Below are 12,896 nucleotides of genomic sequence, written 5' to 3' on the forward strand. Positions count from 1 at the left end.
GAACTCGGCGACCAGCGCCCGGCATAGCCCGCCGGGCGCTGGCCTCATCTTTACAGGTCCATCCAACCGGGAGACCTGAAGTGACGGCAGACGTTCAAGGCTCCCGCGACCAAGCCACGACCGTGACGCCCTGGTGGCGCGATGAGCGCAAGCGCGGCATCGCCTCCCAGTTCGTCGTCGGCGTGGTCCTGATCGGGATCGTCTGGTTCCTGGTCGACAATCTGCTGACCAACCAGGAACGGCTCGGCGTGCCGATGAGCTTCCGTTTCCTGGACAGCCCGGCGGGCTTCCAGCTCAGCTTCGCCGCCATCTCGGTGACCCTGGATTCACCGATCAGCCGGATCCTGCTGGTCGGCGCGCTCAACACCCTGCTGGCCTCCGCGATCACCGCGGTGATCGCCACGGTGCTCGGCCTCGTCATCGGCATCGCGCGGCTCTCCAACAACTGGCTGGTGGCGCGCCTGGCGCTCGCCTATATCGAGGCGCTGCGCAACACGCCGCTGCTGCTGCAGCTGGTGTTCTGGTATTCCGCCGTGGTGGCGGCGCTGCCGGCGGTGAAGAGCAGCCTCAACCTGTTCGACGTGATCTTCCTGAACAAGAAGGGGCTCTACGTCCCCGACCCGGTGTTCCAGCCCGGCGCCGGCGCGGTGTTTGTCGCCTTCGTCGTCGCCGTGGTGGCGAGCGTGTTCCTGCGGCGCTGGGCGCGTCGGCGCCAGGAGCTGACCGGTCAGCGTTTTCCCGCGGCAACGGCATCGATCCTGCTGATCCTGGGCGTTCCGGCACTGGCCAGTCTGGTGATGGGACATCCGGTCGAATGGGACGTGCCGGTGCTCGGCGGCTTCAATTTCAGCGGCGGCCTCGCCTTCCAGCCTGAGGTCGTGGCGCTGATCGTTGGCCTCGGGTTGAACAGCTCCGCTTTCATCGCCGAGATCATCCGCGGCGGCATCATGGCGGTCAGCCACGGCCAGACCGAGGCTTCGCTCGCACTCGGGCTGAAGCCGAGCTGGACCTTGCGGCTGGTGGTGATTCCGCAAGCGCAGCGCATCGTCATCCCGCCGATGGTGAGCCAGTATCTGAACGTGGTGAAGAATTCGACCCTGGCCGGCTTCATCGGCTATCCGGACCTGTTCGCGGTGATCGGCACCTCGCAGAACCAGACCGGCCGGGCGATCGAATGCATTGCGATCATGATGGTGTTCTACCTGGGCGTCAGCCTCATCATCTCTACCGTGCTCAACTGGTACAACAAGCGCGTCGCGCTGGTGGAGCGCTAGAGGCCATGACCGACATCGGCGCCAACAACAACCTCAATTCGCAGATGGAGCCGGGGCTCCGCCCCAGCCTGCCGCCGCCCACGATGGAGACCGGCGCCATCGGCTGGCTGCGGCACAACCTGTTCTCCAGCTGGACCAACGCGCTGCTGACGGTGCTGGCGCTCTATGTCCTCTATCTGGTGATCCCGCCGTTCCTGTCCTGGGCAATCCTGGATGCGACCTGGACGGTGCCGCCGCTGGCGGCGGGCGCCGAGGATCATCCGCCGCAATTCGCCGATTGCCGGGCCAATGCCGGCGCCTGCTGGATCTTCGTCGAGGCGCGGCTGCCGCAGTTCATCTACGGCTTCTATCCGGAGCCCGAGCGCTGGCGGGTCAATATCGTCTTCGTGATGTTGGCGGTCTCGATCTTCGGCCTGCTGTCGGAGCGGATCAAGCGCAAGAAGGAGTTGGCGATCTTCTTCTTCGCCATCTTCCCGGTGCTGGCCTTCTGGCTCCTCTATGGCGGGCTCGGCCTAGAGGTGGTGGAGACCCGGCTCTGGGGCGGCTTCATGCTGACCCTGATCCTCTCGGGGATCGGCATCGTGTTCTCGCTGCCGCTGGGCGTGCTGCTGGCCCTGGGGCGGCGGTCCGAGCTCCCGGTCGTGCATTTGCTTTGCGTGATCCTGATCGAGTTCGTGCGCGGCGTGCCGCTGCTCACGATTCTCTTCATGGCGAACGTGATGCTGCCCTTCTTCCTGCCGCCGGGCGTCGAGTTCAACGTGCTGCTGCGGGTACTGCTCGGCGTCACGATCTTCGCCGCGGCCTATATGGCGGAAGTCGTGCGCGGCGGGTTGCAGGCCCTGCCTAAGGGCCAGTACGAGGGCGCCATGGCGATGGGCCTGGGTTATTGGCAGATGATGCGCCTGATCATCCTGCCGCAGGCCTTGCGCATCGCCATCCCCGGCATCGTCAACAACTTCATCAGCCTGGCGCAGGACACGACCTTGGTGGCCATCGTCGGCCTCTACGATTTCCTGAACATCGTGCGCGCGGGTTCGCGCGACACCAACTGGCTCGGCACCGAGATCGAGGGCTATGCCTTCTGCGCCCTGGTCTACTGGGTGTTCTGCTTCGCCATGTCGCGTTACAGCATGTATCTGGAGCTGAAGCTCCACACCGGTCACAAGAAGCGCTGAGAGGAACTCGATGGCCCAAGCTGCAAGCATTCCCGCTGCTTCCGATCAGCCGATGATCGAGCTCTCGGCCGTCAACAAGTGGTACGGCCAGTTCCATGTGCTGAAGGACATCAACCTCACGGTCTATTCCGGCGAGCGCATCGTGGTCTGCGGCCCCTCGGGCTCCGGCAAGTCCACCATGATCCGCTGCATCAACCGGCTGGAGGAGCACCAGAAGGGCAAGATCGTCGTCGATGGCGTCGAGCTGACCCATGACCTGAAGAAGATCGAGCAGGTCCGCAAGGAAGTCGGCATGGTGTTCCAGCATTTCAACCTGTTCCCGCATCTGACCGTGCTGGAGAACCTCACGCTGGCGCCGATCTGGGTCCGCAAGATGCCGAAGAAGGAAGCGGAAGAGGTCGCGATGAAATACCTGCAGCGGGTCAAGATCCCGGAGCAGGCGGGGAAGTATCCGGGCCAGCTTTCCGGCGGCCAGCAGCAGCGCGTGGCGATCGCCCGCTCGCTCTGCATGAACCCGAAGGTCATGCTGTTCGACGAGCCGACCTCCGCGCTCGACCCGGAGATGATCAAGGAAGTGCTGGACGTGATGATCGAGCTCGCGAAGTCGGGCATGACGATGATCTGCGTCACCCACGAGATGGGCTTCGCCCGCACCGTCGCCAACCGGGTGATCTTCATGGACCGCGGCGAGATCATCGAGCAGAACGAGCCGGAGGAGTTCTTCAAGAACCCGAAATCCGAGCGTACCCGGCTGTTCCTGAGCCAGATCCTGCACCACTGAGGCGCGCGATGCGCCCGACCGGCGACGGTCACCGCCGCGCGCTATCGCCCGCCGTCAAACCGCGCGATGCCGAGGCCATGGATGTCGGTGTCGCTGCGGCCGTCGACGATCAGCTCGGCAAGGACCGCGCCAACGCCGGGACCAAGCTGAAACCCATGCCCGCAGAAGCCGAAGGCGTGGAACAAGCCCGGCGTGGTGGCTGAAGGCCCGACGATCGGCGAGCCGTCGGCGGTGTCGCCATCGACCCCGGTCCAGCTGCGGATGATGTTCAAGTTTCGGATCTGCGGCACGATGCGTGCGGCCTCCGCCGCGGCCTGTGCGGAGATTTCCGGGAGCGGGCGCGAGCGGGTGTGACCGGCATTGGCGCGGCCCTGGCCGCCGCCGAAGATCACGTTGCCGCGCGGGATCTGCCGGAAATAGAGATCGCCGCCGATGACCCCCAGCACCGGCTGGAAGCGATAGGGCGCCGGCTCGGTCACCATGATCTGCGGCACTTCCGGCACCAGCGTCACGCTTTCGCCGAACCAGGCGGCCACGGTGTTCGCCCAGGCGCCGGCGGCGTTCACCAGCAGCGGTGACTCGAAGCGGCGGCCGTCCCTGGTCGCGATGTGAAAGAGGCCGCCGTCATGGCTGCCCGACACGACTTCCGCGCCTTCGATCAATGTCGCACCAGCCTTGCGCGCGGCCGCGGCGAAAGCCGGCGCGATCAGCCGCGGGTTGGCCTGGCCGTCGCTCGGGCAATGGGTGCCGGCGATGATATGGGGGCCGAGCCAGGGGAAGCGGCGGTCGAGATCGGCCCGGTCGAGGAATTCGAGCTGCAATCCGTAGAGCGAGACCGCCTGCAAATGCAGCTGCAGCAGGTTGATGTCGGATTCCTTGCGGGCGAGGCGGAGATGGCCGGTTTGGGTGAACTCGCCGTCGGTGCCGATCAGGCTGGCGAGCTCGCTCCAGATCGCGCGCGAGCGGAAGGAGAGCGGAATCTCGGCGAGCGCCCGGCCATGCTGACGCACGCCGCCGAAATTGACGCCGCTGGCGCGGATCCCCGCCTGGTCGCGCTCCAGCAGGATGACGCTCTTGCCCTTGCGGGCGATGTGCAGGGCGGTCGAGCAGCCGACGATGCCGCCGCCGATGACGATCACGTCGGCTTTCAAGACGCGTCTCCGGCGAGTGCCTCGATCGGCACCGGCTTGACCGGCGGCTGGGCGCGCAGCCTCCCGACGGAATCGACGCTGACGCCGAGCCGTGCCGCCAGCACTTCCGCGCCGGCGATGCCGCAGACGCGGCCCTGGCAGCGGCCCATGCCGAGCCTTGTCGCGGCCTTCGCCCGGTTGATCTCGCGCAGGCCCTGGTCGGCGGCGGCGCGCAGTTCGCCCGCGGTCACGTTCTCGCAGCGGCAGAGGATGGTCGCGTCCGGCAGATCCTTGGCGAGATGCGACGGGAAAGGCATCGCCTGTTCCAGTGCCACGCGGAAGCGGTGCCAGCGCTTGAGGGCGGGGAGGTCTTCCGCATCCTGCAAGGCGATCCCCATGTCCTGAAGCAAGGCGCCCGCCGCGAGCCGGCCGCGCAGCTCGGCGGCATCGGCGCCCTGGATGCCGGCGCCGTCGCCGGCGAGGTAGAGGCCGGCGCGGCCGATCGCGCGGCCGTGTTCGTCGGTCTCCGGCAGCCACTGGTTCTGCACGCGGTCGAAGACGAAACGCGCGCCGGCGAGCTCGGCCAGCTGGCTCTCCGATTTGAGGCCGTAGCCGAGGGCGACGGCGTCGCAATCGATGTGGCGCAGCCGGCCATCGACCAGGACTTCGAGCCCGGCGACGCTGTCGCGGCCGAGGATGCGCGCCGGTGTCGCCGCGGCGATCAGCGGCACGCGCCAGGATTTGAGCTTGCCGAGATAGTAGGCGCCCTTCGCGGCGGTTCCGGTCTGCGCCGTGAGCCCGAACAGATTGGCGCCGAGGCCGAGCCAGGAGGCCGTGGTCACCACCGCGGCGACCGTGGCGCCGGCCTTGGCGTATTGATAGGCGGCGAGATAGAGCAGGGGACCGCTGCCGAGGAAGGCGACGCGATGGCCGATGGCGCAGCCCTGGTGCTTCAGCGCGATCTGCGCCCCGCCCAGGGTGGTGACGCCGGGCAGGGTCCAGCCGGGCAGCGGCATGACGCGGTCCATCGCACCGGTGGCAAGGATCAGGCGGTCGAAGCCGACCTCCTCGCGCTTGCCGTCGCACAGCAGGATCAGGCGATTGTCGCTGATGTCGAAGACGGTGCTGCCGGGGCGGTAATCGATCTCACCTTGGATCTGTTCGAAGGCGGCGTACAAGGTCTCCGCCTTCTTGGCCTCGAAGCCGAACAGCGTTTCGGCCTTGCGCCGAAAGCCGGGCACCGGGGGCGGCTGCTGGTAGATGCGGCCGCCGATGCGCGGCGCCTCATCCAGCAGGATGGGCGCGATGCCGTGCCGGACCAGGCGCTCGGCGGCGCGAATGCCGGCGGGACCGCCGCCGACGATGACGACACGCGTGTTCATCGCCGGGTCACGATCGCCATGCCTTCGGCGAGCGGGGTGGTGCAGGCGCGCAAGGATGCGCCGTCGGCGGTCGTAACCCAGCAATCCTGGCAGGCGCCCATCAGGCAGAAGCCGGCGCGTGGGCTTTCCGTGAACTCGGCGAGGCGGAGATGGCCGCGCTGGGTCAGGATCGCGGTCAGCACGCTGTCGCCTTCCAGCGCCTCCGTTTCCACGCCGTCGAGGATGAAGGCGATGCGGCGGCGCTCCCGCTCGGCGATGCGCCGGAACTGGCCTTGGTTGCGGGTCACGGTTTCGGCGGGGTCCGGTGCAGGCGCTGGATTTCCTCGGCGACCAGATGCTGCAGGCGCCAGAGATTGCGGTCGCGGATGCCGTGCTCCTCGAGCTTGGTGACGGTGTGGAACAGATACTCGGCGCCGGAGCCGGCATGGCCGCAGGCGCGGGCCAGGACCGCGGCGACCCGTTCGTGATCCTGCTTCTCGACCCGGAGCGGGCCCTTGATGCCGGCCCAGAAGGTCAGCGCCTGGACCTTGCCGTGCGGTGTTTCCACATGGATCCAGCGCGCGGCCTCCAGGCCTTCGCGGGAGGCGCTCTCGCGTTTCAGCAGCCGCACCATCTGCTCGTGGTGATCGGCATCGGGCAGGCGATAGGCGACGCCGATGCAGCAGCCGCCGGGCTCCAACACCATCATCAGGCCGGGCTGCTCCGGCGTGCCGCGCCAGCGCGGCAAATGCATGGTGAAGGCGCGGTGCCAGCCATGCGCCGCCGCGCGGCAATGCTCGACCGCGTCGTAAGCCGGCTTCCAAATCAGGGAACCGTAAGCAAACAGCCAGAGCGGGCCGGGTGCGCGCCGCTGCAGCAGGTCGGCGGCGAAATGCTCATAGTCCTGGTCGCGGATTTCGGTCAGGTAATCGGGCAGGCCGCGATCAGGCTCGTTGCGGTGGCAGAGGGCGACCAGTTCGGCGGTCAGCGCCATCTTGGATTGAGGTTTGGACAAACGCCACGACTCCGCCGTGTTCAGGCGGAACTCACCTTATCAAAGGCGGTGTCATTTCCGCCAGTGAGCATGATCACCCGGCGGAAACCTCCGGCAGGCGCGGGATGACGTGCATCGGCGCATAGCCTTCCAGCCGCGGGTCGAGCATCCGCTTGCTGACCTGTTTCACCGGGCGGAATCCGGCGCGCTGGTACTCGCCCATGGCGCGCGGGTGATCCAGCGAACAGGTATCGACGGTCAGGCGCTGCGGGCCGTAGGACCAGGCCTGATCGACCGCCCAGTTGAGGAGATACTTGCCCAGGCCCCGGCCGATGAACTCGTCCAGCAGGCCGAAATAGGCGAAGTTGATGTCGGGCATCGGCCGGCGGTCGAGCTCGACGAAGCCGGAAGGCTGCCCGCCAGTATAGAGCGCGTAGAGCTCGACCTCCGGGTGGTCGACCTGGGCGAGCAGCTGTTCGTCGGACATGCGGCGGCGGTCGGTCCAGAGCCATTGCTCGCCGACCGTATTGTAGAGGAAGCGGTAGAAGGAAATGGTCGGGTTCTCCACCCGGAGCAGCGCGTGCTTGCCCGGCGGCAGCGGCACGGTCGGGCGGGTGGGCGGCGCGGTCATCTCCATATAGGTGACGACCACGTCGATCTCCGCCGAGGCGAGGTCGACATCGCCCTTGTCAATCCAGCGGCCGAGCACCGCATGCCCCGCATTCTCGTAGCCGAGGTGATGGTAGAAATCCTGTGCCGCCGGATTCTCGGCGCGCACCATCAGATTGCATTTCGGCATGCCGCGGGCGACCAGCCAGGCTTCGGCGAATTGCACCAGCTTGCGGCCATAGCCCTTGCCGCGCAGATCTTCGGCAACTGCCAGCTTGTAGATCCAGCCGCGATAGCCGTCATGGCCGACCAGGACGCTGGCGGCGACGCGGTCATCTTCGCGGCCGACATAGAGCAGGCAGTTGTTGTTCTTCTGGATCCGTGCGATCTCGGCCTTCGGCTCGTTGTAGGGCTTGAAGATGCCGGTCTCGCGCCAGAGTGCGACGACCCCATCGAAGTCGCCCTCGGAATAAGGAAGGATGATCATGATTTCGGTTCGACCGGTGTATCGCCAGGCAGGCCCCATTCGGCCCAGGACCCGTCATAGACCGCGACATCGCGATGGCCGATCAGGTCGAGGCCGAGTGCCAGCACCGAAGCGGTGATGCCGGAGCCGCAGCTGGTCACCACCGGCTTCTTGGGGTCGACACCGGCGGCGGCGAACTTGGCGCGGAGCTGGTCGACCGGCAGGAACGTACCGTCGGGCCGCAGCAATTGCGTATAGGGCAAGTTCAGCGACCCTGGGATATGCCCGGCGCGGCGCCCGGGCCAGAGTTCGGGCTCGGTCGCGTTGAAGCGGCCGGCGGCGCGGGCATCCAGCACCTGCTCCCGTTTCGTTTCGATATTGGCGAGCAGCTGCGCCTTCGAGCGCACCATCGTGTTGTCGAAGCGCGGGGTGAAATGCCGCTCGCGGGGCGAGGGCGGCAAGTCCTCGAGCGGCCGATCTTCCGCCATCCATTTCATCAGCCCGCCGTCCAGCACCGCGACGTCGCGATGGCCGAAGATGCGGAAGGTCCACCAGACCCGGGGGGCGGCGATCCCGCCGTTGCCGTCATAGACCACGATCCGCGAGCCGTCGCCGATCCCGAGCTTCTTCATCCGCGAGCCGAACTTGTCGGCGGGGGGCAGCATATGCGGGAGGTCGGTTGTCCTGTCGCTGATCTCATCGACGTCGAAGAACACCGCGCCCGGGATGTGGCGCTGGTCGTATTCGGCCCGCGCACTCTTCTGCTGCATCGGCAGATAGTAGGTGGCATCGACGATCCTGAGATCGGGCTGGCCGAGATGGGCTTCCAGCCATTCGGTGCTGACCAGCGACTTGGTTTCCGCGTCGACTGCCATGTTCTCAAGCCTTGAATGCGAGGTTGATTCTGCGATTCATCTTGCCCTTGTTCTCGATCTTCACGCATTCAACCGCGCCGATCTCGGACGTCCGCGCGACATGGGTGCCGCCGCAGGGCTGCAGGTCGACGCCCTCGATCTCCAGCAGCCGCACGCGCCCGGCGCCCATGGGCGGCTTCACCGACATGGTGCGCACCAGTTCCGGCCGGGCCGTCATTTCTTCGTCGGTGATCCACTTGGTGCCGGTCGGATGGTCCTCGGTCACCAGGCGATTGAGTTCAGCGGTGATGTGATCTTTGTCCGGTGCGCCGTCGGGCAGGTTGAAATCGAGCCGGCCTTTGCCGTCGCTGACCTGGCCGCCGGTCACCTCGCCGGTGACGATCGAGGAGAGCAGGTGCAGGCAGGTGTGCATGCGCATGAGGCGATGCCGGCGCTCCCAGTCGAGCTCCGCGGTCACCTTCGTGCCGGCGGCCACGGCCGGCGCGCCTTCGGCCGGCACATGGACGATCTCACCCGGCGCCGCACCCTTCACCGTGTCGCGGATCTCGACGATCGTGCCGTCGGCGGCGCGCAGGCGCCCGATATCGCCGGGCTGGCCGCCGCCGGTCGGATAGAACACGGTGCGGTCGAGCCGGATGCCTTTCTCATCGACCGCGGTCACGACCGCCTCGCAGCTTTTCAGATAGGCGTCTTCGCGGAACAACTCGCCGGTCTTGTCCATGCACTTTTCTCCCTGGCCGGCATCATAATGGGGCGACCTTGATTTTCAAGGATGGCCCTCCTACCGTTTCCGCAGGAAAAACCGGGGAAATTCCATGGGTAAGCCGATCCTCTACGGCCCGAGTTACAGCGTCTACACGCGCGCGGTGCGGATGGCGCTGATCGAGAAGAAGGTCGCCTATGACCAGGTCCATGTCGAGATGGACGATGCGGAGCATCGTGCGCCGGCACATCTGCAGCGGCATCCCTTCGGCATGCTGCCGGCTTTCGAGCATAACGGCTTCATGATTTACGAGACCCTGCCGATCCTGATCTACATCGACGATGCCTTTCCCGGCACGCGGCTGATGCCCGGGGACATCCATCGCCGCACCCGCGCGCTGCAGATCCTGAGCGTGATCAATTCATACGCCTATCGGCCGCTGGTCTGGGGCATCTTCGTGCCGCGCACCTTCTCGAAGCCGGACCGCGTGGTGGACGAGGCGGCGATCGCCGAGGCGGTAAAGACCGGCGAGCATGCGCTGAAGGCAATCGAAGACTTGATGATGAACCCGGACCCGTTCCTGGTCGGGCGGCAGATCAGCCCGGCCGATCTGCTCTTGGAATCCGTGGTGCACTATCTCGCGACCACGGCGGAAGGGAAGGCGATGCTGGGACGCCTGCCGAAGATCGCCGCCTGGCACGCGGCGATGCAGGGGAGGCAGAGCGTGAAGGAGACGGTGCCGGTGTAGGAAAGCGGAGCGCTGGATCTTGAGCGCTCAGGCTGCATCAACCCCCTCCTAGCCTCCTCCCATCTTGGGAGGAGGGACTCTTATGAAGAGGCTGCAGGAGCAGATGGCTCTATCCATCTTCCCGCCCCCAAGATGGGGGCGGGTGAGGGTGGGGGTTGATGCAGCCGTGATGTTGCCGTTTGCGCGCCGATGCAAGATCCAGCGCTCTGCAACTAAAGCCAATCCGGCGCCGGCAAACCCTTGGACTTCAGGAATTCCGGGTTGAACAGCTTGCTCTGGTAGCGGGTGCCGAAGTCGCAGAGCAGCGTGACGATGGTGTGGCCGGGGCCGAGCTCCTTCGCCAGGCGGATGGCACCCGCGACGTTGATGCCGGTCGAGCCGCCGAGGCAGAGGCCTTCATGCTTCAGCAGGTCGAACACGATCGGCAGCGCTTCGCTGTCCGGGATCTGGAACGGAAAATCGATCGGCGTGCCCTCGACATTCTTGGTGATGCGGCCCTGGCCGATGCCTTCGGTAATCGAGCTGCCGGAGGACTTCAACTCGCCGGTCTTGAAATAGGAGTAGAGCGCGGCGCCTTCGGGATCGGCGAGGGCGATCTTCACCTTCGGGTTCTGCTCTTTCAGGAAAATCGCGCAGCCGGAAAGCGTGCCGCCGGTGCCGACCGCGCTGACGAAGCCGTCGACCTTGCCGTCGGTTTGTTTCCAGATTTCGGGGCCGGTGGTCATGTAGTGGCCCTGGCGATTGGCGACGTTGTCGAACTGGTTGGCCCAGATCACGCCGTTCGGGTTGCTGTCCTTGAGCTCATTGGCGATGCGCTCGGAGACCCGCACGTAGTTACCGGGATCCTTGTACGGGAGAGCCGGGACCTCCTTCAGCTCCGCGCCGGCGAGGCGGAGCATGTCTTTCTTTTCCTGGCTCTGCGTCTCCGGAATGACGATCAGCGTCTTGTAGCCGCGCGCATTGCCGACCAGCGCCAGGCCGATACCGGTGTTGCCGGCGGTGCCTTCGACGATCAGGCCGCCAGGCTTGATCTGCCCCTTCTTCTCCGCATCGGTGATGATGGCGAGCGCCGCACGGTCCTTGACCGAGCCGCCGGGGTTGAGGAATTCCGCCTTGCCGAGAATGGTGCAGCCGGTCAGCTCCGACGCCTTCTTGAGCTTGATCAGCGGCGTGTTGCCGATCGTGTCGATGAAACCCTGGCGAAAATCCATAATTGCTTCCGGCGGTGTGAAATTCAGAGGGGCTTAGGGTAGGGCAGCGCTTGCTTCCCAATCAACCCCTTCTCCATGGGGCCAGAATACGAAAAAGCCTACTGATTCAGAGGATATAGCGACTTTGGCGCATGCTTGAACCGGTAGTGGCGGAGATTCGAGGCCGCCGGCCCCGGGCAATCGACATCGACGATCGCACGCGTCAGCGGCGTAAAACCCGCACGGAAGTGGTTCTTCGCCTTCACGCAGAGCAGCCCGACCTTGTCGAGGTCGATCCCGTGCAGTGCGAAATAGCCGGGATCGTTCGGCGTCTGGCAGCGCTCGGTGACGATCAGCTGGATCCCTTTCACCTCGAGCAAGGCGGTCTGGCCGATATCGACCGGCAGGTTGTGCTCCATCGGCCCGAGGTTGCGGAACTTGCCGTCGGTGAGCTTCAGGACGCGTGCCTTCACGGGAATGGCCGGGCCGAATGCATCCGTGATGCGACCGCCGAGCTTGGCATCGAGCGTGGCGCCTTCGCCCTCGCGATGGGCGCGGGCGACCAGGGCGGGATCGAAGAAGAAGCCGAACACGGTCGGCACCTTCGGCTTGGCATCGAGCAAAGCGCGGAAGAGCGCGGGTGTATCGCCGATGCCGCCGGAGAGCGGATTGTCCGCCGGATCGACCACGGCGGCGGGGCCGTGGCCCGGTGCGGCCAGCGCTTTGGCGATGCCTTCCGCGGCCGATGGAAGTGTCACCGTGAAGCGGTCGCGGCGCGCGGCGATCTCGCGCGCGAGTTCCTGTGCGGCGTCCTCAGCGAGTGCGCGTTCGCCGTCGGCGGTGACCAGCGCGCTGGCCCCGGCGAAGGGGGAGTCGCCATAGGCGAAGCCGCCGAACACCGAGGCGTCGAGAATGCCGTCGCGGCGGCGCCATTCGCCGGCGAGCTCCGCCAGTTCCTGCATCGGGCCATCGGTGGTGCGCATGTTGAAGCTGGTGAGGATCGCCGGCACCTTGGCCAGCGCGCAGACCGGCCGGATCCGGCCTTCGACCGTCTCGACCGCCAGCGCCACCGCGCGCGCGCCGACCTCGGCCATGTCGATATGCGGATAGGTCTTGTAGCCGATCGCGATGTCGACGAGATCGATCATCGCCGGCCCGAGATTGGCGTGGAGATCGAAAGTGACGGCGAGCGGCGTGCGCCCGATCACATGGCGCACCGCCTGCAGCAGTTCCAGCTCCGGCGTCGGCGTGGTCTCGGTGACGGTGGCGCCGTGCAGCGAGAGATAGACCGCGTCCCATTGGTCGCGGCCGAGGCCGTCGAGGATGGTATCGCGGATCATCGCGAAGGCGTCTTGCGCCATCGGCCCGCCGGGCGGCGCCGCGGCGCAGAGCAGGAACTCCACCGACCAGTCGCGGCTGCGCTCGGCGAAATCGACCACCGCGCCGATCTCGGTCTTGGTGCCGCGATAGAAATCCTTGGCCGCGTTGCCGTCGAAGAACTCCCGCGCCTCGAACACCGACAGCTCCGTCGGGATCGGCGAAAAGGAATTGCCTTCGTACCAAAGGCGGGCGACGGCGAGCTTTCTCATG

13 protein-coding genes are annotated in these 12,896 nt (G+C 66.2%); 4 read left to right on the plus strand and 9 right to left on the minus strand.

The window, feature by feature from the left end; all coding sequences use genetic code 11:
* Positions 1-80: 80 nt before the first annotated feature.
* The 3 genes from ACYQ4T_RS20460 to ACYQ4T_RS20470 are packed head-to-tail and all read left to right on the plus strand — an operon-like array spanning position 81 to position 3,230.
* Positions 81-1,274 carry an amino acid ABC transporter permease gene (locus tag ACYQ4T_RS20460; RefSeq protein WP_459858202.1) on the plus strand — a complete coding sequence of 398 codons (1,194 nt, stop codon included), beginning with the start codon at positions 81-83 and terminating at the stop codon, positions 1,272-1,274.
* Positions 1,275-1,279: 5 nt separating this feature from the next.
* Positions 1,280-2,449, plus strand: a complete 1,170-nt coding sequence (locus tag ACYQ4T_RS20465) for an amino acid ABC transporter permease (protein WP_459858205.1) — start codon at positions 1,280-1,282, stop codon at positions 2,447-2,449.
* Between the two features lie 10 nt (positions 2,450-2,459).
* Entirely contained in the window at positions 2,460-3,230 is a 771-nt protein-coding gene (locus tag ACYQ4T_RS20470) for an amino acid ABC transporter ATP-binding protein (RefSeq protein WP_459858207.1), read from the plus strand.
* 41 nt (positions 3,231-3,271) lie between these two features.
* Here the strand turns inward: ACYQ4T_RS20470 and ACYQ4T_RS20475 are convergent, their stop codons facing one another.
* The 7 genes from ACYQ4T_RS20475 to ACYQ4T_RS20505 form a co-directional block, all read right to left on the minus strand.
* A complete protein-coding gene (locus ACYQ4T_RS20475; RefSeq protein ID WP_459858210.1) occupies positions 3,272-4,381 on the minus strand; it encodes an NAD(P)/FAD-dependent oxidoreductase in 1,110 nt (369 codons plus the stop codon).
* Positions 4,378-5,742, minus strand: coding sequence for an FAD/NAD(P)-dependent oxidoreductase (locus ACYQ4T_RS20480; protein ID WP_459858212.1), 1,365 nt, complete (start codon positions 5,740-5,742; stop codon positions 4,378-4,380). Before ACYQ4T_RS20480 ends, ACYQ4T_RS20475 begins: the two co-directional genes overlap by 4 nt.
* Complete coding sequence (locus ACYQ4T_RS20485; protein WP_459858214.1) at positions 5,739-6,029, minus strand: (2Fe-2S)-binding protein; 291 nt, start codon at positions 6,027-6,029, stop codon at positions 5,739-5,741. The genes ACYQ4T_RS20480 and ACYQ4T_RS20485 overlap by 4 nt, the downstream gene beginning before the upstream one ends.
* A complete protein-coding gene (locus tag ACYQ4T_RS20490; RefSeq protein ID WP_459858216.1) occupies positions 6,026-6,736 on the minus strand; it encodes a gamma-glutamylcyclotransferase in 711 nt (236 codons plus the stop codon). Before ACYQ4T_RS20490 ends, ACYQ4T_RS20485 begins: the two co-directional genes overlap by 4 nt.
* Positions 6,737-6,809: 73 nt before the next feature.
* Positions 6,810-7,811 carry a GNAT family acetyltransferase gene (locus tag ACYQ4T_RS20495; protein WP_459858218.1) on the minus strand — a complete coding sequence of 334 codons (1,002 nt, stop codon included), beginning with the start codon at positions 7,809-7,811 and terminating at the stop codon, positions 6,810-6,812.
* Positions 7,808-8,665 carry a 3-mercaptopyruvate sulfurtransferase gene (gene sseA, locus ACYQ4T_RS20500; RefSeq protein ID WP_459858220.1) on the minus strand — a complete coding sequence of 286 codons (858 nt, stop codon included), beginning with the start codon at positions 8,663-8,665 and terminating at the stop codon, positions 7,808-7,810. The genes ACYQ4T_RS20495 and sseA overlap by 4 nt, the downstream gene beginning before the upstream one ends.
* 4 nt (positions 8,666-8,669) lie before the next feature.
* Positions 8,670-9,386 carry an alanyl-tRNA editing protein gene (locus ACYQ4T_RS20505; protein ID WP_459858223.1) on the minus strand — a complete coding sequence of 239 codons (717 nt, stop codon included), beginning with the start codon at positions 9,384-9,386 and terminating at the stop codon, positions 8,670-8,672.
* A 94-nt stretch (positions 9,387-9,480) separates the two neighbouring features.
* Between ACYQ4T_RS20505 and ACYQ4T_RS20510 the strand changes: the two genes are divergently transcribed.
* Positions 9,481-10,116 carry a glutathione S-transferase family protein gene (locus tag ACYQ4T_RS20510; RefSeq protein ID WP_459858226.1) on the plus strand — a complete coding sequence of 212 codons (636 nt, stop codon included), beginning with the start codon at positions 9,481-9,483 and terminating at the stop codon, positions 10,114-10,116.
* A 212-nt stretch (positions 10,117-10,328) separates the two neighbouring features.
* Here the strand turns inward: ACYQ4T_RS20510 and ACYQ4T_RS20515 are convergent, their stop codons facing one another.
* Together ACYQ4T_RS20515 and ACYQ4T_RS20520 are read right to left on the minus strand one after the other, a co-directional pair.
* A complete protein-coding gene (locus ACYQ4T_RS20515; RefSeq protein WP_459858229.1) occupies positions 10,329-11,327 on the minus strand; it encodes a cysteine synthase A in 999 nt (332 codons plus the stop codon).
* A gap of 98 nt (positions 11,328-11,425) precedes the next feature.
* The gene (locus ACYQ4T_RS20520) at positions 11,426-12,895 is read right to left on the minus strand and encodes a M81 family metallopeptidase (protein WP_459858232.1); all 1,470 of its coding nucleotides are present in this window, start codon (positions 12,893-12,895) and stop codon (positions 11,426-11,428) included.
* Between the last annotated feature and the right edge of the window lies 1 nt (position 12,896).

This window comes from Dongia sp. agr-C8, from assembly GCF_054658695.1.

What these genes read in the sequence shown, in the direction of transcription:
- ACYQ4T_RS20465 (WP_459858205.1), top strand. Translation starts at nt 1,280, where the DNA reads ATGACCGACATCGGCGCCAACAACAACCTCAATTCGCAGATGGAGCCG.
- ACYQ4T_RS20470 (WP_459858207.1), top strand. Translation starts at nt 2,460, where the DNA reads ATGGCCCAAGCTGCAAGCATTCCCGCTGCTTCCGATCAGCCGATGATC.
- ACYQ4T_RS20480 (WP_459858212.1), bottom strand. Translation starts at nt 5,742, where the DNA reads ATGAACACGCGTGTCGTCATCGTCGGCGGCGGTCCCGCCGGCATTCGC.
- ACYQ4T_RS20495 (WP_459858218.1), bottom strand. Translation starts at nt 7,811, where the DNA reads ATGATCATCCTTCCTTATTCCGAGGGCGACTTCGATGGGGTCGTCGCA.
- sseA (WP_459858220.1), bottom strand. Translation starts at nt 8,665, where the DNA reads ATGGCAGTCGACGCGGAAACCAAGTCGCTGGTCAGCACCGAATGGCTG.
- ACYQ4T_RS20505 (WP_459858223.1), bottom strand. Translation starts at nt 9,386, where the DNA reads ATGGACAAGACCGGCGAGTTGTTCCGCGAAGACGCCTATCTGAAAAGC.
- ACYQ4T_RS20510 (WP_459858226.1), top strand. Translation starts at nt 9,481, where the DNA reads ATGGGTAAGCCGATCCTCTACGGCCCGAGTTACAGCGTCTACACGCGC.
- ACYQ4T_RS20515 (WP_459858229.1), bottom strand. Translation starts at nt 11,327, where the DNA reads ATGGATTTTCGCCAGGGTTTCATCGACACGATCGGCAACACGCCGCTG.
- ACYQ4T_RS20520 (WP_459858232.1), bottom strand. Translation starts at nt 12,895, where the DNA reads ATGAGAAAGCTCGCCGTCGCCCGCCTTTGGTACGAAGGCAATTCCTTT.